18 protein-coding genes, 1 tRNA gene and 2 pseudogenes are annotated in these 20,929 nt (G+C 73.2%); 16 read left to right on the forward strand and 5 right to left on the reverse strand.

Translation table 11 applies throughout. The features are described 5' to 3' along the window. Positions 1-6 precede the first annotated feature (6 nt). Positions 7-279, reverse strand: a pseudogene (locus tag ACI79F_RS05645) (type IV toxin-antitoxin system AbiEi family antitoxin domain-containing protein); the annotation flags it as partial. A gap of 46 nt (positions 280-325) precedes the next feature. On the opposite strand from ACI79F_RS05645, the gene dusB reads away from it, so the two are divergent. The 7 genes from dusB to ACI79F_RS05680 all read left to right on the forward strand — a co-directional run bounded on the left by dusB (position 326) and on the right by ACI79F_RS05680 (position 8,768). Then, positions 326-1,486 carry a tRNA dihydrouridine synthase DusB gene (gene dusB, locus ACI79F_RS05650; protein ID WP_456547063.1) on the forward strand — a complete coding sequence of 387 codons (1,161 nt, stop codon included), beginning with the start codon at positions 326-328 and terminating at the stop codon, positions 1,484-1,486. After that, positions 1,483-1,935: an Rv0361 family membrane protein gene (locus ACI79F_RS05655; RefSeq protein WP_456547064.1), complete on the forward strand. Its 453-nt coding sequence runs from the start codon at positions 1,483-1,485 to the stop codon at positions 1,933-1,935. Before dusB ends, ACI79F_RS05655 begins: the two co-directional genes overlap by 4 nt. Before the next feature lie 115 nt (positions 1,936-2,050). After that, positions 2,051-2,671 carry a hypothetical protein gene (locus tag ACI79F_RS05660; protein WP_456547065.1) on the forward strand — a complete coding sequence of 207 codons (621 nt, stop codon included), beginning with the start codon at positions 2,051-2,053 and terminating at the stop codon, positions 2,669-2,671. A 159-nt stretch (positions 2,672-2,830) separates the two neighbouring features. Next, on the forward strand, positions 2,831-5,542 hold the full coding sequence (gene ppdK / locus ACI79F_RS05665) for a pyruvate, phosphate dikinase (RefSeq protein WP_456547066.1): 2,712 nt from the start codon (positions 2,831-2,833) through the stop codon (positions 5,540-5,542). An 81-nt stretch (positions 5,543-5,623) separates the two neighbouring features. Continuing rightward, a complete protein-coding gene (locus ACI79F_RS05670) occupies positions 5,624-6,241 on the forward strand; it encodes a YdcF family protein (RefSeq protein WP_456547099.1) in 618 nt (205 codons plus the stop codon). Positions 6,242-6,306: 65 nt separating this feature from the next. Beyond that, positions 6,307-8,190, forward strand: a complete 1,884-nt coding sequence (dnaG, locus tag ACI79F_RS05675; RefSeq protein WP_456547067.1) for a DNA primase — start codon at positions 6,307-6,309, stop codon at positions 8,188-8,190. Further along, entirely contained in the window at positions 8,187-8,768 is a 582-nt protein-coding gene (locus ACI79F_RS05680; RefSeq protein WP_456547068.1) for a hypothetical protein, read from the forward strand. Before dnaG ends, ACI79F_RS05680 begins: the two co-directional genes overlap by 4 nt. Positions 8,769-8,805: 37 nt before the next feature. Here ACI79F_RS05680 and ACI79F_RS05685 read toward each other — a convergent pair whose 3' ends face one another. Continuing rightward, positions 8,806-9,015 carry a hypothetical protein gene (locus tag ACI79F_RS05685; RefSeq protein WP_456547069.1) on the reverse strand — a complete coding sequence of 70 codons (210 nt, stop codon included), beginning with the start codon at positions 9,013-9,015 and terminating at the stop codon, positions 8,806-8,808. Between the two features lie 131 nt (positions 9,016-9,146). Between ACI79F_RS05685 and ACI79F_RS05690 the strand changes: the two genes are divergently transcribed. After that, positions 9,147-9,219, forward strand: a tRNA-Asn gene (locus ACI79F_RS05690). Between the two features lie 250 nt (positions 9,220-9,469). Here ACI79F_RS05690 and ACI79F_RS05695 read toward each other — a convergent pair. Together ACI79F_RS05695 and ACI79F_RS05700 are read right to left on the reverse strand one after the other, a co-directional pair. Further along, positions 9,470-9,778: pseudogene (locus ACI79F_RS05695) on the reverse strand (hypothetical protein); the annotation flags it as partial. Positions 9,779-9,968: 190 nt separating this feature from the next. Next, on the reverse strand, positions 9,969-10,652 hold the full coding sequence (locus tag ACI79F_RS05700; protein WP_456547070.1) for a GntR family transcriptional regulator: 684 nt from the start codon (positions 10,650-10,652) through the stop codon (positions 9,969-9,971). 246 nt (positions 10,653-10,898) lie between these two features. On the opposite strand from ACI79F_RS05700, the gene ACI79F_RS05705 reads away from it, so the two are divergent. The 7 genes from ACI79F_RS05705 (at position 10,899) to dmpG (ending at position 17,495) form a co-directional block, all read left to right on the forward strand. Beyond that, positions 10,899-12,017, forward strand: coding sequence for an alcohol dehydrogenase catalytic domain-containing protein (locus tag ACI79F_RS05705; RefSeq protein WP_456547071.1), 1,119 nt, complete (start codon positions 10,899-10,901; stop codon positions 12,015-12,017). Positions 12,018-12,028: 11 nt separating this feature from the next. Next, complete coding sequence (locus ACI79F_RS05710; RefSeq protein WP_456547072.1) at positions 12,029-12,628, forward strand: cysteine hydrolase family protein; 600 nt, start codon at positions 12,029-12,031, stop codon at positions 12,626-12,628. Positions 12,629-12,744: 116 nt separating this feature from the next. Next, positions 12,745-13,524: an alpha/beta fold hydrolase gene (locus ACI79F_RS05715; protein ID WP_456547073.1), complete on the forward strand. Its 780-nt coding sequence runs from the start codon at positions 12,745-12,747 to the stop codon at positions 13,522-13,524. Then, a complete protein-coding gene (locus ACI79F_RS05720) occupies positions 13,521-14,471 on the forward strand; it encodes a 3-carboxyethylcatechol 2,3-dioxygenase (protein ID WP_456547074.1) in 951 nt (316 codons plus the stop codon). Before ACI79F_RS05715 ends, ACI79F_RS05720 begins: the two co-directional genes overlap by 4 nt. 197 nt (positions 14,472-14,668) lie before the next feature. Beyond that, a complete protein-coding gene (locus ACI79F_RS05725) occupies positions 14,669-15,499 on the forward strand; it encodes a 2-keto-4-pentenoate hydratase (RefSeq protein ID WP_456547075.1) in 831 nt (276 codons plus the stop codon). Then, positions 15,496-16,458, forward strand: a complete 963-nt coding sequence (locus ACI79F_RS05730; RefSeq protein WP_456547076.1) for an acetaldehyde dehydrogenase (acetylating) — start codon at positions 15,496-15,498, stop codon at positions 16,456-16,458. Before ACI79F_RS05725 ends, ACI79F_RS05730 begins: the two co-directional genes overlap by 4 nt. Continuing rightward, positions 16,455-17,495 carry a 4-hydroxy-2-oxovalerate aldolase gene (gene dmpG, locus ACI79F_RS05735; RefSeq protein WP_456547077.1) on the forward strand — a complete coding sequence of 347 codons (1,041 nt, stop codon included), beginning with the start codon at positions 16,455-16,457 and terminating at the stop codon, positions 17,493-17,495. The genes ACI79F_RS05730 and dmpG overlap by 4 nt, the downstream gene beginning before the upstream one ends. 400 nt (positions 17,496-17,895) lie before the next feature. Here the strand turns inward: dmpG and ACI79F_RS05740 are convergent, their stop codons facing one another. Further along, positions 17,896-19,809 carry an FAD-binding monooxygenase gene (locus ACI79F_RS05740; RefSeq protein WP_456547078.1) on the reverse strand — a complete coding sequence of 638 codons (1,914 nt, stop codon included), beginning with the start codon at positions 19,807-19,809 and terminating at the stop codon, positions 17,896-17,898. 375 nt (positions 19,810-20,184) lie between these two features. Between ACI79F_RS05740 and lepB the strand changes: the two genes are divergently transcribed. Beyond that, positions 20,185-20,760 carry a signal peptidase I gene (gene lepB, locus ACI79F_RS05745; RefSeq protein WP_456547079.1) on the forward strand — a complete coding sequence of 192 codons (576 nt, stop codon included), beginning with the start codon at positions 20,185-20,187 and terminating at the stop codon, positions 20,758-20,760. Positions 20,761-20,929 lie beyond the last annotated feature (169 nt).

Below are 20,929 nucleotides of genomic sequence, written 5' to 3' on the forward strand. Positions count from 1 at the left end.
GACCCCCGTCCGGAGCCGAACCCAGGTACCGGTACGGACGGCGGAGCGCACCTCCTTCTCGGTCACTCCTCGAGCGGCGAGATCGGCGGTCGTGAAGATGCCGAGTCGCCCGCGGGCCGGTAGGTCGACGGCGAGCGGCAGATCCAGTCGCGTGGGCACCCGGCGACGGTGGCCGGGATGTGCGGTCGGGTGGCGCGACGGTGGTGCTCTGTGGACGGGACCGCGAGCTGGGGACGACGGGCGGCTCCAGCCGCGCCTGTGACCGTTGAGCCATGTCACGCCCCGGCTCGACGGTCAGTCGCGGCGCCCCACCTACCCTGGAGGCGTGACCAGCACCCTCGAGCCGGCGACGGCGGTGGCGCCGCTGCGGCTCGGGCCGCTGACCGTCGACCCCGCCGTCGTGCTGGCGCCGATGGCCGGGATCACCAACCCGGCGTTCCGCACGCTGTGCCGGGAGTTCGGCGCCGGCCTCTACGTCTGCGAGATGATCACCACGCGGGCGCTGGTCGAGCGCAACGCCAAGACGCTGCAGATGGTGCAGGCCACCCCCGAGGAGGCGGCGGCCGGGTTCTCCGTGCAGCTCTACGGCGTCGACCCGGCGACGGTCGGCCGCGCGGTGGAGATGCTGGTCGACGAGGAGGTCGCCGGCACCCGCCCGGCGCACATCGACCTGAACTTCGGCTGCCCGGTGCCCAAGGTGACCCGCAAGGGCGGCGGCTCCGCGCTGCCGTGGCGCCGCCGGCTGCTGGCCGACATCGTGCGGTCCGCGGTGCGGGCGGCCCGCGACGTCCCGGTGACGATCAAGACCCGCATCGGGATCGACGCCGAGCACGTCACCTACCTCGACGCCGGCCGCATCGCCCAGGACGAGGGCGCCGCGGCGATCACCCTGCACGGCCGCACCGCCGACCAGCTCTACAGCGGCACCGCCGACTGGGCGCCGATCGCCCGGCTGGTCGAGGCCGTCGACATCCCGGTGCTGGGCAACGGCGACGTGTGGGAGGCCGACGACGCGCTGCGGCTGGTCGCCGAGACCGGTTGCGCGGGCGTGGTCATCGGTCGCGGCTGCCTGGGCCGGCCGTGGCTGTTCGGCGACCTCGCCGCCGCCTTCGCCGGGTCGCCGCGGCGCGCCCTCCCCACGCTGCGCGAGGTCGCCGGCGTGATGCAGCGGCACGCCGAGCTGCTCTCGGCCGAGCAGGGAGAGCTGCACGGCTGCACCGACTTTCGCAAGCACGTCGCCTGGTACCTCAAGGGCTTCTCGGTCGGCTCCGACGTCCGGCGCGCGCTGGCGATGGTGTCCTCGCTGGAGGAGCTGGCCGGACTGCTGGCGCGGATCCCCGACCAGCCGTACCCGACCGCCGTCCTCGGCGGCCCGCGCGGGCGGACCAGCGCGCCGCGGCCGGTGGCGCTGCCCGAGGGCTGGCTGGCCGACCGCGACGACCCGCGCCCGCCCGCGGGCGCCGAGCTGCTGGTCAGCGGCGGATGAGCACTCCGCCCGAGGGCCCGTTCCTCTACGACGACGGGCCGTCCAGCCCGCACACCGGCACGCCGCGCAGCCGCAACGGCCTGCTGCTGGGGATCATGCTGGCCACGGTGCTGGTCGGCGTCGCGATGGTGCTGCTGCTGCCGGTGGTGAAGGGCTCGCCGGAGGAGCAGTCGACCGCCGCGGTCACCGTCTTCTACGACTCGCTGGGCGACGGCGACCTGGACACCGCCACCCAGATGCTCTGCTCGGCCGAGCGCAACCGGCTGGCCGACGCCGACCCGGGCGAGGACTACCTGCTCGGTGACGGCCCCGAGGTGACCGGCGCGACCGACGCCGACGAGGACGGCGACACCGTCCAGCACGTCACGGTGCGGTGGGACGACGGCAGCACGGCGACGGTGACCGTGGTGGCGGAGGACGGCCCCCGCGTCTGCGGCATCTCCGGGTAGGGCCCGCGGCGGCGACTCGCGCGCCGGGATCCCTTCTCAGACCGGTCAGGCGCTGTCACCATGACGCCGCCCGCGGGACGGACGCAGTGCCCGGGGCCGCTCGAGAGGAAGATCGTTGTCCCAGCCGCCGTACCCGCAGCAGCCCGCCGCGCCCAGTGGCGGGAGCCTGCCGCCCGCCGCCGCCCCGACGCAGATCGGGTTCCCCGGTCAGGTGCAGCTGGCGCCCCAGCCGCAGTACGCCCCGACGCCGCAGCAGGCGCAGAGCCTCCAGGGCGGACCGCTCGCCAGCGGCTTCCCGAACTACCGGTCGCCGCAGCCCTCTCCGCCGTGGATGACCGGGAAGATCGTCGGGGCGATCGTCGTCGTCCTGACCATCGCCTTCGCGGTGATCGGCTTCCTCATCGTCTCGGGCCGCGGTGCCAACAGCCCCGAGGGGGCGGTCACCCAGTTCGTCCAGCAGCTCTCCGAGCGGGACGCCGAGGGTGCCCTGGACCTGGTCTGCGAGGACGCCGCCCGCGAGACCTCCGAGACCGAGGTCCGGGAGTCCTTCGCCTTCCTGCCCCCCGGCGAGATCACCGTCGAGATCAACGAGGTCACCGACGCCACGCAGGGCGAGCTGAGCGGCAAGAACGTCAACGCGACCGTCACCGCGGCCGGGCAGTCGCAGGAGGCGAACTTCTTCGTCACCGAGGACAAGGGCTGGCGGGTCTGCGGCGGCGACGGCGCCTTCATCTGAGCCGTTCGTTCCGCCTGATCCACCCCGCAGCGCCGCGCGACCCGCCACGTCGCGCGGCGCTGCGTCGTCCCCGCCCATGCGCCATGATCGACTCCCTCCCCACCCCGGGCGACGCTGCCCGGGGCACCCACGGGGCACGGAAGGCGGAGGTGGCGGCCGGTGTCGACGACGGGGACCCAGCAGAAGTGGGTCTACGACTTCAGCGAGGGCAGCAAGGAGCAGAAGGACCTGCTCGGCGGCAAGGGCGCCAACCTGGCCGAGATGACCAACCTGGGGCTGCCGGTCCCGCCGGGCTTCACGATCACCACCGACGCCTGCCGGCACTACCTCGAGCACGGCAGCACCCCGCCCGACCTCGCCGCCCAGGTATCCGAGCACCTGGCCGCGCTCGAGAAGGCGATGGGCAAGACGCTGGGCGACCCGGCCGACCCGCTGCTGGTCTCGGTGCGCTCGGGGGCCGCGGCCTCGATGCCCGGGATGATGGAGACCGTCCTCAACGTCGGGCTCAACGACGAGTCGGTGCGGGGGCTGGCCGCGCAGTCGGGCAGCGAGCGCTTCGCCTGGGACTCCTACCGCCGGCTCATCCAGATGTTCGGCAGGACCGTGCAGGGCATCGAGGGCGAGCTGTTCGACGAGGCGCTCGACGCGGTCAAGGCCGACCAGGGCACCGACCTGGACCTCGACCTGGACGCCGAGCACCTGCGCGACGTCGTCGACCGGTTCAAGGCGATCGTCCGCGAGCACACCGGCCGGGACTTCCCGCAGGACCCGCGCGAGCAGATGGACCTGGCGATCAACGCCGTCTTCGACTCGTGGAACTCCGACCGGGCGATCCTCTACCGCCGCCGCGAGCGCATCCCCGGCGACGCCGGCACGGCGGTCAACGTGTGCTCCATGGTGTTCGGCAACCTCGGCATGGACTCCGGCACCGGCGTGGCCTTCACCCGCGACCCGGGCAGCGGCGAGCAGGGGGTCTACGGCGACTACCTGCAGAACGCGCAGGGGGAGGACGTCGTCGCCGGCATCCGCAACACCGTGCCGCTGGTCGACCTCGCCGACATCGACCGGGGCGCCTACGACGAGCTGATGGACATCATGGCCCGGCTCGAGTCGCACTACCGCGACCTGTGCGACATCGAGTTCACCGTCGAGCGCAACAAGCTCTGGATGCTGCAGACCCGCGTCGGCAAGCGCACCGCGGCCGCCGCGTTCGTCATCGCCACCCAGCTGGTCGACGAGGGCCTCATCGACATGGACGAGGCGGTCCGCCGGGTCACCGGCGACCAGCTGGCCCAGCTGATGTTCCCGCGGTTCGTCTCCGGCGGCGACGCCACCCAGCTCACCCAGGGGATGAACGCCTCGCCCGGCGCCGCCGTCGGCAAGGCGGTGTTCTCCTCCGAGACCGCGGTCGAGTGGGCCGGGCGGGGGGAGAAGGTGGTGCTGGTCCGCCGGGAGACCAACCCCGACGACCTCTCCGGGATGATCGCCGCCGAGGGCGTGCTGACCAGCCGCGGCGGCAAGACCTCGCACGCCGCCGTCGTGGCCCGCGGCATGGGCAAGACCTGCGTGTGCGGCGCCGAGGAGCTGCAGGTCGACACCAAGCAGCGGCGGTTCACCGCGCCCGACGGCACGGTGGTCGGCGAGGGCGACGTCATCAGCATCGACGGGTCGACCGGCCGGGTGTGGCTGGGCGAGGTGCCGGTCGAGCCGTCGTCCGTCGTCCGCTACTTCGAGGGCGAGCTGGATCCCGAGGCCGAGGACGCCGACGACCTGGTGCGCAGCGTGCACCGGATCCTGACCCACGCCGACGAGGTGCGGCGGCTCGGGGTCCGGACCAACGCCGACACCCCCGAGGACTCCGCCCGCGCCCGCCGCTTCGGCGCCCGCGGCATCGGGCTGTGCCGCACGGAGCACATGTTCCTCGGCGACCGGCGGCAGCTGGTCGAGCAGCTGATCCTCGCCGAGGGCGACGACGAGCGGCAGGCGGCGCTGGACGCGCTGGAGCCGCTGCAGAAGCAGGACTTCGTCGAGATCTTCGAGGCGATGGACGGGCTGCCGGTCACCGTCCGGCTGCTGGACCCGCCGCTGCACGAGTTCCTGCCCGACCTCACCGACCTGTCGGTGCGGGTGGCCCTCGCCGAGGCGGAGGGGCACGCCGACGAGGGCACGCTGCGCCTGCTGGCCGCGGTGCGGCGGATGCACGAGGAGAACCCGATGCTCGGGCTGCGCGGCGTGCGGCTGGGCCTGGTCGTGCCCGGGCTGTTCGCCATGCAGGTGCGGGCGATCGTCGAGGCGGCCTGCGAGCGCCGGGCGCAGGGCGGGGACCCGCGGCCGGAGATCATGATCCCGCTGGTCGGGGCGGTGCAGGAGCTGGAGGCGATCCGCGAGGAGTCCGAGCGGGTCATCGAGGAGGTGTGCCGGGAGCACGGGGTCGACGTGCACCCGCTGATCGGCACGATGATCGAGGTGCCGCGGGCCGCGCTGACCGCCGACGAGATCGCCGGGTCGGCCGAGTTCTTCTCCTTCGGCACCAACGACCTGACGCAGATGACCTGGGGCTTCTCCCGGGACGACGTCGAGGCGGCGTTCTTCCACGCCTACCTGGACAAGGGGATCTTCGGCGTCTCGCCGTTCGAGTCGCTGGACCGGCCCGGCGTCGGCCGGCTGGTCGAGGTCGGGGTGCAGCGCGGCCGGTCCGCCCGTCCCGACCTCAAGCTCGGCGTCTGCGGCGAGCACGGCGGCGACCCGGACTCGGTGCACTTCTTCCACGCCGTCGGGCTGGACTACGTCTCCTGCTCGCCGTTCCGGGTGCCGGTGGCGCGGCTGGAGGCCGGCCGCGCGGCGCTCGGCGGGGAGCCGGCCGGGGGGTGACGCGGACCGCCGTCCACCGTCGGCGCCGGGTGCGCCGCGGCGTCGGCGCCGCGTGGTACGCATGACGCTGTGCGGGTGCGGATGGGGAGCCTGGTCGTCCGGCTGGTCGGCGCCGCCGTCCTCGCCGTGCTGCTGCTCGTCGCGTCGACCGCCACCGCCATCTGGTGGACCGCGCGGCAGGACTCCCGGCCGGCGTCGGACGCGATCGTCGTGCTCGGGTCGGCGCAGTACAACGGCGTCCCGTCGTCGATCTTCGAGGCCCGCCTGGAGCACGCGCTGAAGCTGTACGAGCAGGGCGTCGCGCCGGTGATCGTCACCGTCGGCGGGAAGGCCGCCGGCGACCAGTTCACCGAGGCGGAGGCGGGGCGGGAGTACCTCGCGTCGGGCGGCGTGTCCCCGGACGCGCTGGTGGCGGTCGAGGAGGGCGTGGACACCCTGGAGAGCATGCGCGCGGTGGGCCGCGTCTTCGACGAGCGCGGCTGGGGCAGCGCCGTCCTGGTCACCGACCCCTGGCACGCCATGCGGGCCGAGCGGATGGCCGAGGACGCCGGGATCGAGGCGGAGAGCTCGCCGACCCGGCAGGGGCCCGCGGTGCAGACCCGCGCCACCCAGTTCCGCTACATCCTCCGCGAGACGGCGGCGTACCTGCTCTACCGGGTGACCGGCGAGAGCGTCGCCGGCGCCCCGGGGATCGGCTGACCCGCCGGCGCGCGGGCGGGGCGCGGGACAATGACGACGTGACAACTGCAGGGCGGGGTCGGTAGATGGCGGGGCGGGGTCGCATCCGCGCGGCGGACATCGCGCTGGTCCGCGAGCGCAGCCGCATCGACGACGTGGTCGGTGAGCACCTGCAGCTCAAGCGGGCCGGCGGCGGGAGCCTCAAGGGGCTGTGCCCGTTCCACGACGAGAAGTCGCCGTCGTTCCACGTCACCCCCTCGCGCGGGCTGTACCACTGCTTCGGGTGTGGGGAGGGCGGCGACGTCATCTCCTTCATCCAGAAGGTCGACCACCTCACCTTCTCCGAGGCGGTCGAGCTGCTGGCCGGCAAGGCCGGCGTCCAGCTGCACTACGAGGACGACGGCGGCCGGCCCACCGGCGCCCCCGACCGGCGGGACGTCGGCCAGCGCGCCCGGCTGGTCGCGGCCAACACCGCGGCCGCGGAGTTCTACGCCGAGCAGCTGCGCACCCCCGAGGCCGCGCCGGCCCGGCAGTTCCTCGCCGACCGCGGCTTCGACCGGCAGGTCGCCCTCGACTTCGGCTGCGGCTTCGCGCCCGGCGGCTGGGACGCGCTGACCCGCCACCTGCGCGCCAAGGGCTTCAGCCAGGAGGAGCTGGTGACCGCGGGCCTGGCCAAGGAGTCCAGCCGCGGCACCCTGATCGACCGGTTCCACCGGCGGCTGATCTGGCCGATCCGCGACATCACCGGCGACGTCATCGGCTTCGGCGCCCGCAAGCTGATGGACGACGACCAGGGCCCGAAGTACCTCAACACCCCGGAGACCCCGCTCTACAAGAAGAGCACGGTGCTCTATGGGCTGGAGCGCGCGAAGCGGGACATCGCCCGCCGCCACCAGGCGGTCGTGGTCGAGGGCTACACCGACGTCATGGCCTGTCACCTGGCCGGGGTGACGACGGCGGTGGCCTCCTGCGGCACCGCGTTCGGCCCGGAGCACATCAGCGTGCTGCGGCGGCTGCTCATGGACCAGGACGAGTTCCGCGGCGAGGTCGTCTACACCTTCGACGGCGACGCCGCCGGGCAGGCCGCCGCCATGAAGACGTTCAAGGAGGACCAGCGGTTCGTCGCGCAGACCTTCGTCGCCGTCGAGCCCGACGGGCGGGACCCCTGCGAGCTGCGGCAGGCCCACGGGGACGCCGCCGTCCGCGACCTGGTCGCCCGGCGGACCCCGCTGATCGAGTTCGTGCTGCGCACGCTGCTGGCCGAGTACGACTTGGAGACCGTCGAGGGCCGGGTCGCCGCGCTGGACCGGACGGCGCCGCTGCTCGCCCAGGTCAAGGACCACGCGCTGCGCCCGGCCTACGCCCGCCGGCTGGCCGCGCTGATCGGCGACACCGACGAGGCCGAGGTGATGGAGCGCGTGCGCCGGCTGATGGGCGGCGGCGACGTGCCGCAGCGCGGCCGGCCGCGCGCCCCCAAGCGCACCCCGGACGACGCCGCGCTCGAGGTGGAGCGCGAGGCGGTCAAGGCCGCCCTGCAGGTGCCCGAGCTGGCCGGTCCCTCGTTCGACGCCATCCCGCCGGATTCCTACACCGACCCGGACTACGGCGCGGTCGCCGCCGCCGTCGCCGAGGCGGGCGGCGCGGCCGCGGCCCAGGTGTCGGGGCCGGCCTGGCTCGACGAGGTGGCCGCCCACTGCACCCGGGAGACGGCCCGGGCGCAGCTGACCGCGCTGGCCGTCGAGCCGCTGCGCTCGGTCGGCGAGGCCGACGCCGGTTACGTCATCGCCGTCCTCGCCCGGCTGCAGGAGATGGCCACGGTGCGGCAGGTGTCCACGCTGAAGGGGCGGCTGCAGCGGATGAACCCGGTCGAGCAGGCCGACGAGTACACGAAGGTCTTCGGTCAGCTCCTCGCGCTGGAGCAGCAGGCCCGGTCGCTGCGCGAGCGGGCCATGGGCGGGCTGACCCCGTGAGCGTCGGCGAGTGGGTGCGCCGGCGGCTGGCCCGGCCGCCGGAGATCGTCCGCGCCGTCGTCCTGGCCTCGCCCGACCCCGACGAGCGGGTGCTGGCCTGGGGGGAGCTCGTCCGCGGGGAGGGGTGGCTGGTCGCCACCTCGCGCGGGCTGCGCCGGGTGCCGGCGGGGCTCGCGCTGGACGCCGCGGGGGAGGTCGGCGTGCTGCCGTGGCACGAGATCGGCTCCGCCCGGTGGGCGGCGACGACGGACGGCGGGGGCAGCTTCAGCGTCGTCCCGCTGGTGGAGGTCGAACCGGGCGTGCAGGCGCGAGGTCCGGCCGAGCGGCACGTCCTGGCCGACGCGGGGGAGCTGCCCGCGGTCGTGCGCAAGCGGGTGGACCAGACGGTCGTCGACAGCCGGCGCTCGCCGCTGCCCAGCGGGGGAGCGGTGGTGCTCGTGGCACGGCGGGTGCCCGGTCAGGCCGCCCGGGAGTGGACGGTCGTCTTCGACGACGAGGCCGACCGCAACGACCCGGCGTCCCGGGAGGCGGCCCGGCGGAAGCTCGCCGAGGCCGTCTCCGCGGAGCGGCCGGACTGAACCGCCGCCGAGCGGCCGGACCGGACCGCCGGCCGGGTCAGCTCGGCGACTCGCTCCCCATGCGGGCCTTCACGGAGTTGACGACCGAGTCGGCGTGGGCCTGGGCCATGCCCGCGACCTCCTGCAGGCGCGGGTCCTCCTTGGCCTGCGACCAGGCGCGCCGGATCTGCTCGTAGCGCTCACGGCCCGCGCGGGCGCCGAGCACGTAGCCGGCACCGAGGCCGACGAGGAAGGACAGCTTCGCCACAGTGGACCTCCGGTGGGCTAGATGGTGGCGATCACCGTACGACCGGGGGAGCGGCGGCGCGACGGGGGTGCCTGCGCGGGCCCCGAGAACCCGTGAGGTACTCTCGACTGGCGCGCGGGTCGCCCCGCCCATCCCCCGTAGCTCAATTGGCAGAGCATGCGACTGTTAATCGCAGGGTTATTGGTTCGAGTCCAATCGGGGGAGCATCTCCGCAGGCCAGCGGCCTGACCGGTCGGCACCGCCAGGCGGTGCGACCGACAAACGACCAACGAACTCCGGGCCCAGCCCACAACCGGGCGCCCGCCGGGCGTGTCCCGCGCGCAATCAGCGGAGCCGGTCGAGCGCGGCGGCCGCTTCGGGGCTGGCCGGCCCGCAGCCCAGGTAGACGTCCTGGGGTGAGGCTCGGGCGGGTGTGCCCGAGATGGTCGGCGATCTGCCGGGCGCTCAGGCCGGCCTCGTCCAGCCGGGTGGCCACCGTCTTGCGGAACACGTGGGAGGTGACCCACTCGAAGCCGGCGCGGTCCAGCACGCTCCGCAGGTCGGCGCTGGTGTCGTGCGGATCGTGCAGCCGGCCGCTCGGGCTGGGGAAGACCACCGCGTCCGCCGGCGTCACCAGCTGCAGCTGCCGCCGGCGGTCGAGCAGGTCGACGACCCAGGCGGGCAGGGCGATGGTGCGCCGGCCGGCGGTGGTCTTCGGGAACCTCGTGAGGAGGGTCGGCGGTGGAGGTCTGTACGAGCGGGTCGCCGGCCTGCACGTCGGCAAGGCGTCGGTGACCGTCTGCGTCCGTACTCAATGGCACGTCGGGCGCCGCTGACATCGGGTCGGCGGCCATCCGGGATGCCGCCGTCGCCGCCGCAGACGAACAGGACCGCCGTCATCGGGCGATTTGTGCACGGTGGTGGGCCGGGGCAGTGGGCTGCCGAGTGGAACAGGCGTCCGGCCCCTCGTGGGATCACGGGCGGCCGGGAGGCTCCGGAGTGAAGAGCGACGTGATGGAGAGGATGTGCTGCTTCATCGCGGCCTCGGCCACGATGGCGTTGCGGTCCCGGAGGGCAGTGCGGATCAGGTCGTGATCGTGGTTGCGGGCGACCACGGAGTCAGCGATCCGCGTGGCCCCGGCGCGGCTGTACATCAAGAAGTCGGACAGATACCACATGCGGCGGCTGAGATCGGCCACGAGGGGCGAACGGGCCATCGCGTGGATCTGCCCGTGGAACGCGGCGTTGCGAGCGAAGTACTCACGCCCACGCTTGCTGTGATCCCGTGTCTGCTCGACGAGGTGCAGCGCGTCCAGTGTCTCATCGAGCGCGGCCATCTCGGATTCGTCGTGCCGCTCGGCCGCCGCAGCCGCGATCTCGCCCTCGAAGGAGGCGAAGACGGTGAAGAAGTCGTGCGCCTCCTGCGTGGAGTAGGACCGGATCCGACAGCCGCTCTGCGGCACGATCTCCACCAACCCGAGGGTCTCCAGGCGCCGCAAGGCGTCCATCACGGGTTGCTTGCTCACGCCGAACTCGCTGGTGATGTCCTCGACCGACAACCGTGAGCCGGGCGGGTGGGCTCCCTCGACGATGCGCTCGCGCAGGCTGTCGAAGAGCAGGCGGCCGCGCGAGACGTCGACCCGGTCCACTCGCACCATCGACCCAACCTCCGGCTACTCGGCTCCGCCGACCGCACTCATCCTCGCCTGTCCCGGGATCGCGGGATGGCAGCACCCCGAGTGACGCTGCGCCCGACTAACTGGCATGCCAAATCATATGACCTCCTCTCGGGTATCGCACCAGTCCCGCCAGAAACAGGGGCGCTTGCCCGCGATGCTTGTGACCGGCGGCACGTGACCGCTACGGTGTGGCATGCCAGTTGGCCGTGAGCATCAGGAGACCCAGTGAGCGCCACCATGAGAGCCGCGCGGCTGCACGCCGTCGGTGAGCCCTTCCAGATCGACGAGGTACCAGTTCCGGTGCCGGGTGATCTCGACGTCGTCGTCCGGGTCGAGGCGGCGCACATCGTGCCGAACCTGCGCAACGTCGTGAACACGTACCCGAGCGAGAAGCCCTTCCTGCCGCTGCCCGAACTGCCGGCGATCTTCGGGATGGACAGCGCCGGCGTGATCACCGAGGTCGGCAGCCGGGTGCGCAACCTCGAGGTCGGCGACCGGGTCTACATCAACCCCGGCCTGGATTCGGGCGACTCGTGGGCGGCCCGCAACGGCGAGCCGATGAACGACCCCGCCTACACCTTCGAGGGGTACTTCGGCTTCGGGCCCGGCTCGGCGCAGATCCACCGCGACTACCCCTACGGCGGGCTCGGGCAGTACACCCTGGCCCCGGTCAAGAACATCGTGCGGCTGCCCGACAACGTCTCCTTCGACCACGCCTCCCGGTTCGGCTACCTCGGCACGTCGTACAGCGGCCTGCTCAAGGGCGGGGTGGGCGCCGGGTCCAGCCTCCTCGTGCACGGGGCCACCGGCACCCTCGGCGTCAACGCCGTGCTGCTCGCACTCGCGATGGGTGCGACCCGGATCCTCGGCGTGGCCCGTGACCGCGGCCGGCTCGAGCGGCTGGCGTCGATCGCCCCCGGCCGGATCGAGGTGCTGTCCTACGGCGACCGCGACGTCGCCGAGTGGGCCCGGGAGCACACCGAGGGCCGTGGCGTCGACGTCTTCCTCGACGCCACCAGCTCCAGCGCGACCGCCGACGTCACGATGGCCGGGATCTGGGCGCTGCGCCGCGGTGGCCGGATGGTCAGCATCGGGGCGATGCCGGAGATCCTGCCGGTCCCCATGTACCGGCTGATGACCCTGCACGTCAGCCTGCTCGGCTCGCTGTGGTTCACCACCGCCGAGGGCGAGGCACTCGCCCGGATGGCCGGTGCCGGGACCCTCGACCTGTCCCACCTCACCACCCGGCCGTTCCCGCTCGCCGAGGTCAACACGGCCATCGAGGCCGCCGCCACCGACAGCGGCGGCGGGTTCACCAGCGTCGTCGTCCGTCCCCAGGATTGAGAGGGCTCCCCGTGTCCGACATCAACGCTGCCACCACGGCCCTGCTGGTCGTGCACCTGCAGGAGGACATCGTCTCCGAGGGCAGTGCCTTCGGCGCGATCTTCGCCGCCGAGGCGACCGCCCGCCACGTCGTGCAGAACACCAACACGGCCATGCGCGCCGTACGCGACCGCGGGGGACTCGTCGTGGCCCTGCGCATCGCCTTCGCCCCGGACCACTCCGACCTGGAGCCGACGCTGCCGCTGCTGCAGATGGTCGCCCAGGCCGGGTGCCTGGCCGAGGGCACCCGCGGCGCCCAGCTGGTCGAGAAGCTCGAGATCGACCCCTCCGACGTGGTGCTCACCCACCGGCGGCCCGGACCCTTCACCGGCTCCGACCTGGCCGACCGGCTCACCGAGCGGGGGATCGAGACCGTGGTCGTCTGCGGGGTGGCCACCAACGCCTCGGTGGAGGGCGCGGTGCGTCAGGCCGCCGACCTCGGTTTCCGCGTCGTCGTCCTGACCGATGCGACGTCGGCCGCTGACGCCGGGAGCCACGAGGCGTCGCTGGCGTCGATGGGGCTCTTCGCGACGCCCATGACCGTCGCCGAGCTCGCCGGGGCGCTCAGCTGACCGGGGAGGCGCCCGGGCCGGGAGCCCTGACCCGGGAGTCGACGGCCCGCGACGTGGTGCTCCCGTCGGGTACCCGCGTACGACGGTACGAGGCGGGGGAGGCAGGTCGCCCGCCGGTGGTGCTGCTGCACGGCTCGGGCCCCGGTGCCACCGGGTGGAGCAACTTCGGCGGGAACATCGGTGCACTCGCCGCGGCCGGGCATCACGTCCTGGCACCCGACATGCCCGGCTGGGGCGACTCCGACGCCGTGGCGACGACCGACATGGACCACGTCGCGACGCTGGTCGAGCTGCTGGACACCCTGGGCCTGGGCCGGGTCGCCCTGGTCGGCAACTCCATGGGCGCCCACACCGCGATCCGGTTCACGACCCTGCACCCGGAGCGGGTGTCGCACCTGGTCACCATGGGCGCCTCGCTGGGTCGGGGGACCACCCTGTTCGGGCCGGCCGACGGCCCGAGCGAAGGACTCAAGGCCATCGTGGCGGCCTACCGCGACCCCAGCCCGGAGAACATGCGGGCCCTGGTCGAGGTGATGACCTTCGACAAGCAGCGCTTCGCCACTCCCGAACTCGTCGAGGCCCGTTCCCGCGCCGCTCTGGCGCGGCCCGACCACCTCACGAACTACGTCGAGGGGCTGGCCCACGGAGCGCCCATCCCGATCCGCGTCGACCGGGACTCGATCTCCGGCATCCGGGTGCCCACCCTGCTCATCCACGGGCGGGACGACCGGGTACTGCACTACGAGATCACCCTGTGGCTGCTGGCCACCATCCCCGACTCGCGGGCGGTGCTGCTCAACCGGTGCGGGCACTGGGCGATGATCGAGCACGCCGAGGAGTTCAACCGGCTGGTCGTCGGGTTCCTCGCCGATCACGGGCGGGAGGTCGGCGTATGAGCCTCGCCCTGGTCTGCATGTCGCACAGTCCGCTTCTGGAGTACGCCGACCCGCCGGTCGAGGTCGTCGAGAGCGTGGACGACGCCTTCGCCGGTGCCCGCCGATTCGTCGCCGACTTCGACCCGACGTTGGTCGTGTCCTTCGCACCCGACCACTACAACGGCTTCTTCTACGACCTGATGCCACCGTTCTGCATCGGCTACGCAGCAAGCGGGGTCGGCGACTACGGCACGACCGTAGGACCGCTCGACGTGCCCACCCCGCTCGCAGAGCAGCTGGCAGCCTGGGTTGCCGACCGCGATCTGGACGTCGCCGTCTCCCGTCGCATGCAGGTCGACCACGGGGCCGTGCAACCGCTGGAGATCCTGCTCGGCGGCAGCGACGCCGTCCCGACGATCCCCGTCTTCGTCAACGGCGTCGCGGCACCGTTCGTCCGGATGCGGCGGGTGCACCAGCTCGGCGCCGCGATCGGGTCCTTCCTGGACGGTCTGACCGGCGAACGGGTGCTGGTGATCGGCTCCGGTGGCCTGTCGCACGACCCACCCGTCCCACGCTGGGCCACCGCAGACGAGCGTCAACGCGCCCTGCTGCTCGACGGGCGCAACCCCACCGAGGCCGAGCGTGAAGCGCGTCAGCGCAAAGTCATCGAGACGGCCGCGGCCTTCGCGGCCGGAACGGCACAGATCCAGGACCTGAACCCTGAGTGGGACCGGCGGCTGCTCGACCTCTTCGCAGCCGGTGACCTCGACACCGTCAGCGCCATGGACGCCACCGAGATGGCCGCCGCCGCCGGCAACTCCGCCCACGAGGTGCGCACCTGGCTGGCCGCCTTCTCGGCTCTCGCCGCTGCCGGCCCGTACACCGTGCGTTCGTCCTTCTACCGGCCCATCCGGGAGTACCTCGCCGGCTTCGCCGTCGTCACCGCCACGAGCGGCTACCGGGGCTGAGGGCGGTGGCCGGATGCCGCTGCACTGCACCGGCCCCGTGCCCCGCTTTCGGCGCGAGACGGTCGCGCCCGCCGTCCGGGCCGCGGCGACAGGCATCGGCTCGATCCTGGCCCGGCGTTCCACTGAGCCGAACGTCGCGCTAGGGGCCGTCGGCCACCTCCGGCCATCGTGAACACACGCACAACCCGAGGGATGTCATGACCCACGCAAGCACACCTGCCGTCTCGAGCCGGCGGGCCGACGTCGTCGCCGAAGCCGCGGAGCGACTGCAGACGGCCGCCCGGACCGGCGTGCCCTGCGCCCCGGTCCGCGACCTGATCGGCAGCGACGACATCGACCTGGCGTATGCGGTCCAGCAGCGGCAGACCGATGCCCGGCTCGCTGCCGGGGCGCGCATCGTCGGCCGGAAGATCGGCCTCACGTCACCAGCGGTGCAGAAGCAGCTGGGCGTCGACCGCCCGGACTTCGGTGTCCTCTTCGCCGACATGGATGTGAGCGACCTGCCGGAGGTGCCGTCCGAGCGGCTGCTGCAGGCGAAGACAGAGGCGGAGATCGCCTTCGTGCTCGGTGCCGACCTCGCGGAGGGGCCGCTGGATGCCGCGCAGGTGCGCGGCGCGGTCGCCTACGCCGCTGCCGCGCTCGAGATCGTGGACAGCCGGATCACTGGCTGGGACATCACCTTCGGCGACACGGTCGCGGACAACGCCTCCAGCGGGCTGTTCGCGCTGGGGGAGCGGCGGCTGACCCTCGCGGAGGTCGAGCCGGTCGACGTCGCCATGACCATGCGCCTCGACGAAGAGCTCGTCTCGGAGGGCAACGGCGCCGCATGCCTCGGCGACCCGCTCAACGCCCTGGCCTGGCTGGCCCGCACCGCACGCGACCTCGGCGACCCGTTGCGCGCCGGGCAGGTCGTCCTCTCCGGCGCACTGGGTCCGATGGTCGCCACGCCCCCCGGGTCGAGGGTCTCGGCCGACTTCGGCTCGCTCGGCTCCATCACCGTCACGTTCTCCGGAAGGAACCAGGCATGAGCAGGATCAAGGTCGCGATCATCGGGTCCGGCAACATCGGCACCGACCTGATGATCAAGGTGATCCGCCACTCCGACGTGCTGGAGATGGGGGCGATGGTCGGCATCGACCCGGACTCCGACGGCCTGGCACGCGCCCGCCGGATGAAGGTGCCCACCACGCACCAGGGCGTCGACGGCCTCATCGCGATGGACGGCTTCGACGAGATCGAGATCGTCTTCGACGCCACCTCGGCCAAGGCCCACCTGGCCAACGCCGAGAAGCTCGCGCCGTACGGCAAGAAGCTGGTCGACCTGACGCCGGCGGCGATCGGCCCGTACGTCGTCCCGCCGGTCAACCTCGACCAGCACCTGGCCGAGGACGCGACCATCGTCAACATGGTCACCTGCGGCGGGCAGGCCACCATCCCGATGGTGGCCGCCGTCGCCCGGATCACCCCGGTGCCCTACGCGGAGATCGTCGCCTCGATCGCGTCGAAGTCCGCCGGCCCGGGCACCCGGGCCAACATCGACGAGTTCACCGAGACCACCGCGCACGCCATCGAGGCGGTCGGCGGCGCCGGCCGCGGCAAGGCGATCATCGTGCTCAACCCGGCCGAGCCACCGCTGATCATGCGCGACACCGTGCTCTGCCTGATCGGGGACGCCGACCACGACGCCATTCGTGGCTCGATCGCCCGGATGGCCAAGGACGTCGCCGAATACGTGCCCGGCTACCGGCTCAAGCAGGAGGTGCAGTTCACCCCGATCGCCGACGGCGAGCCGGTGCACACCCTGCTCCCCGCCGGCGCCGGGCCGGTGACGACCAAGGTGACGGTCTTCCTCGAGGTCGAGGGCGCCGCCCACTACCTGCCCCCCTACGCGGGCAACCTCGACATCATGACCTCGGCGGCCCTGCGGGTCGGCGAGAGCCTGGCCACCGGGACCACTGCCCGACGAGCTGCGCAGGTGACGGCATGACCACGACCCCCGAGCTGTACATCCAGGACGTCACGCTGCGGGACGGCATGCACGCCGTCCGGCACCGCATCTCGCCCACCGACGTCGGCGAGATCGTCGCCGCGCTCGACGCCGCCGGCGTCGACGCGATCGAGGTCGCGCACGGCGACGGCCTGGCGGGCGGCAGCCTGAACTACGGCCCTGGCAGCAACACCGACTGGGAGTGGATCGAGGCCGCCGCCGCGCACTGCGAGCGCGCGGTGCTCACCACGCTGCTGCTGCCGGGTATCGGCACCATCGCCGAACTCAAGCACGCCTACTCACTCGGCGTGCGCTCGATCCGGATCGCCACGCACTGCACCGAGGCCGACGTCGCCGCCCAGCACATCGGCACCGCCCGCGACCTGGGCATGGACGTCTCCGGATTCCTCATGCTCAGCCACATGGCCCCGGCCGCGGAGCTGGCGAAGCAGGCGAAGCTGATGGAGTCCTACGGGGCGCACTGCGTGTACGTCACCGACTCCGGTGGCCGGTTGACCATGGACGGCGTCCGCGAGCGGGTGCGGGCCTACCGGGACGTGCTGGAGCCGGGCACGCAGATCGGCATCCACGCCCATCAGAACCTGTCGCTCGCGGTGGCCAACTCCGTCGTCGCGGTCGAGGAGGGCGTGACCCGGGTGGACGCGTCGCTGGCCGGGCACGGGGCCGGCGCGGGCAACTGCCCGATCGAGCCGTTCGTCGCGGTGGCGAACCTGCAGGGCTGGCAGCACGGCTGCGACCTGTTCGCGCTGCAGGACGCCGCCGACGACCTCGTCCGCCCGCTGCAGGACCGGCCCGTCCAGGTCGACCGGGAGACGCTGACGCTCGGCTACGCCGGCGTCTACTCGAGCTTCCTGCGCCACGCCGAGGCCGCGTCGAAGCAGTACGGCATCGACGTACGCACCATCCTGCTCGAGGTCGGCCGCCGCGGTCTCGTGGGCGGCCAGGAGGACATGATCGTCGACATCGCCCTCGACCTGCGGGCACGCGAGCGGACCCCGGAGGCGGCCGCTCGCTGATGCCGAGCAACGGGGTGGCGGCGCTTGCGCTGCCACCCCGTTGCCGCAGCTGCAGACCATCGTCACGGCCGAGTTCGGAGGTCCGCTGTGACTCCTCCGTCGCTGCACGTGCGGACCGAGGGGTGCGGCCGCCCGACGCTGTGGGTCCACGGCACCATGTCCGATCCTGCCCGGACGTGGAGCCAGGGTGCTCTCGGGGGAGCACCCTCCGCAGGTCAGCGGCCTGACCGGTCGGCACCGCCACGCGGTGCGACCAACGAGCGACCGACGAGCTCCACGGCCGCCCGCCCATCCGGGCGCCCGGCGGGTGCATCCCGTGCCGGCCGACGACGATGACCGGCCCGGACGCTGTCCTGCGCGGTCGGCGCCCTGGCCGGTCGGGGCCTGGGTCGTGGTGTGGCTACCGGGCCTCGAGCAGGACGCCGGACAGGAAGGCGGCCAGTTCGTCGGCGGCGTCCAGCGGCAGCACCGTCGCGACGTACTGGTCGGGCCGGACCAGCACCATGCAGCCCTGCTGCCGGTCGATGCCGCGCAGGTCGAAGACGTCGGCGGCCGGGTCGGCGCAGAACGCCTTCTCGTAGTCGACCAGCCCGAACCGGCCCCTGCGCGGCCGCAGCACTCTCGGCAGGTCCTCCACCTCCAGCTCCCGGTGACCCTGCTGGAAGACGCCGCGCACGTCGATCACGGCGTCTGGATCGGCGCCGCTGAGCGTGTGCCGCGCGAGAGGCGAGTCCGCTGCGGCCAGCCGCTCGAACAGCGCCCGCGCGCGGGAGCCGGGCGCGGCCGGGTCGGCCACGTCGGCGAAGACGAAGAGCCGCCAGGCGCCGTCGGCCCGGGCGACGTGTCCGAGGTGCACCGGCCTGGCGTCGGCCAGGCGGACGACCGGGGCCGAGTGGAAGCGCATGCCGACCGGGAGTCCCGTGGCCAGCGCCTGGCAGGCGCCCGGGGCGGTGATCATCGACGGGGCGTACCGGGTGGCGACGCCGGCGGTGAAGCGGCCCTGCCGGACGAAGTACCGCTGGAACTCCTCGGGGTCGACCCCCTCGCCGTCCTCGCCGTCCCGGGGCGCGGCGCTGAACATCGCGGCGAACTCGCGATCGAAGTCGATGAGTTCCCGGGCGATCGCCTGGCGCTCCTCGGTGTAGGTGTGCAGCAACTCCGGTCGGGCGGTCCCGCGCAGGACGGCGGCGAGCTTCCAGCCGAGGTTCCAGGCGTCGGCCATGGAGACGTTCATCCCCTGGCCGGCCTTGGCGCTGTGGGTGTGGCAGGCGTCGCCGGCGATGAACACGTGCGGCAGACGGCTGCCGGACTGCTCCGCGGGCACGTCGTCGAACCGGTCGCACAGCCGCTGGCCGATGTCGTAGACCGACCACCAGCCGACGTCCTTCACGTCGATCGTGTACGGCGCGAGGATCCGGTTGGCCACCGCGGCCAGCTTCTCGGGCGTCACGTTCCGCCGGTCGTGCAGCTCGGCGTCGGCAACCTGGTCGAGTTCGATGTACAGCCGGACGAGGTATCCGCCCTCACGCGGGATGATCAGCAGGTTGCCCTGGTTGGCCGAGTGGACGGCCGCCTTGAGCCGGATGTCGGGGAAGTCGGTCACCGCCAGCACGTCCATGACGCCCCAGGACTGGTTCATCGGGTCGCCGACCAGCTCGCGGCCGATGGCGGTCCGGATGCTGCTGCGCGCCCCGTCGCAGCCGACGACGTAGCGGGCGCGGATCGTCGAGGTCTCGCCGGTCTCCCGGCCGCCGGCCACGTGCCGCAGGGTGAGGGTGACCGGGAGGTCGGCGGCGGGGGCGACGGCCAGGTCGCTCGCCTGCAGGCCGTAGAGGGGGCGCAGCCGGGACGCCGAGCGCTCCATGTGCTCGCGCAGCCAGGCCTGCATCCGTGCCTGGTTGACGATCACGTGCGGGAACTCCGACAGGCCGTCCTCGACGTCCTGCACCCGGCCGGTGCGCGTGATCCGCCTGCGGTCGGCCGGGTCCGGCCGCCAGAAAGCGACCTCGTTGACCCAGTACGCCTCGGCGACGAGGCGGTCGGCGAGGCCGAACGCCTCGAACATCTCCACGGTGCGGCAGGCGACGCCGTCGGCCTGGCCGACCTCGAGCGGGCCGTCCCGGCGGTCGACGACGACGGTGCGGATCTCGGGGAAGGCGGCGAGCTGAGCGGCGAGGACCAGCCCAGCCGGCCCGCAGCCGACGATGACCACGTCGGCCTCCGCCGGCAGGCCCTCCGGTCGCTCGGCGACGGAGGGGTGCGGGGGCTCGACGAGCGGATCGCCGGTCCGGTAACCGTCCACGTAGAACTGCACGACTCGACTCCCTGGCTGGTGCGGCTGCCTGTCGACGGTCCCCACCCTCCCGCTGTGGGGAACAGCTCTTCCTACCGACGTGCGCGGTCGGGTCGTGGACCCTGCTCTGCTGTTGGCCACCCTGCTGCAGCAGGAGGGGGCGATGCGGGTGACGGACGCCGCGGCCCGGCCAGAAGTCTCGGTGTCGACGGCCCATCGGGGGAGCCTCTCCGCAGCGCAGGAGACCGTTCGGCCCGCTACCACGCCCCCCGGGCAGATGCGCGACCCGGCGGAGCCCCTTCCGCGGGATCCCCCAGCTGAGGGGGTGACCGGTCCCCTCGCCGCGGGTTCCGGCCCAGGCTGTCCCGGCGGGAGGCTCCTCCCGTGGGTGGAGGCGTGGGCACAACCGCACCACGGACCGGGCGGCATCGTGCCGGCCGGGCCGCCGCGAGAGGCAGGCGGGGCGCCCGGGCAGGCATCGTCGCCTGCGTCCTCCTGCTGGCGGTCGTCGCCTCCGTCGTCGGCTGGCTGCCGGCGCAGCTGATGCGCGTGGGATCGGCGAGCATGGAGCCCACCGTCCCCTCCGGAGCGATCCTGGTCGTCGACCGGTGGTCCGACTCGATCCACCGGATGGACGTCGTGGTGGTGGACCCGCAGGACGGCGCCGGACCGCCGCTGGTGAAGCGGGCGGTCGCGGTGGGCGGGGACGAGGTCGGCATCGAGGACGGCGTGCTGGTGGTCAACGGCGAGCCCGTCTGCGAGCCCTCGATCGACCCGGTGCTGATCGACGCCCAGTACTTCGGGCCGGTCACCGTCCCGCCGGGGGAGGTGTTCCTGCTCGGGGACAACCGGGCGTCGTCCGTCGACTCCCGCCACTTCGGCACGGTGCGCGAGGACGAGGTGCGGGGCCGGGTGCTCACGCGGCTGTGGCCCTCGCCCGGTGGGCTGGGCATCACGTCGTCGTCCTGCTGACGCCGCGGCCGGGACGCCGGGGCGCACCCACCCCCTCCGGGGGAGAGCGCTCAACCGGGTGACCGGACGTCCCGATGTCCTGGGTATGTGGCTGCAGAGACCCTCGCGCCGCCCCGACCGGAGACGATCCCGTTGGGGGTGGTGGTGGCGCGGCGGCGATGCCGTCGGG

Source organism: Blastococcus sp. SYSU D00868, assembly GCF_054050575.1.

Excerpts from the sequence above, each read along its gene's own strand:
- dmpG (WP_456547077.1), top strand. The coding sequence starts at position 16,455 with ATGACCACGACCCCCGAGCTGTACATCCAGGACGTCACGCTGCGGGAC.
- ACI79F_RS05720 (WP_456547074.1), top strand. The coding sequence starts at position 13,521 with ATGAGCCTCGCCCTGGTCTGCATGTCGCACAGTCCGCTTCTGGAGTAC.
- ACI79F_RS05725 (WP_456547075.1), top strand. The coding sequence starts at position 14,669 with ATGACCCACGCAAGCACACCTGCCGTCTCGAGCCGGCGGGCCGACGTC.
- dnaG (WP_456547067.1), top strand. The coding sequence starts at position 6,307 with ATGGCGGGGCGGGGTCGCATCCGCGCGGCGGACATCGCGCTGGTCCGC.
- ACI79F_RS05730 (WP_456547076.1), top strand. The coding sequence starts at position 15,496 with ATGAGCAGGATCAAGGTCGCGATCATCGGGTCCGGCAACATCGGCACC.
- ACI79F_RS05700 (WP_456547070.1), bottom strand. The coding sequence starts at position 10,652 with ATGGTGCGAGTGGACCGGGTCGACGTCTCGCGCGGCCGCCTGCTCTTC.
- ACI79F_RS05670 (WP_456547099.1), top strand. The coding sequence starts at position 5,624 with ATGGGGAGCCTGGTCGTCCGGCTGGTCGGCGCCGCCGTCCTCGCCGTG.
- ACI79F_RS05655 (WP_456547064.1), top strand. The coding sequence starts at position 1,483 with ATGAGCACTCCGCCCGAGGGCCCGTTCCTCTACGACGACGGGCCGTCC.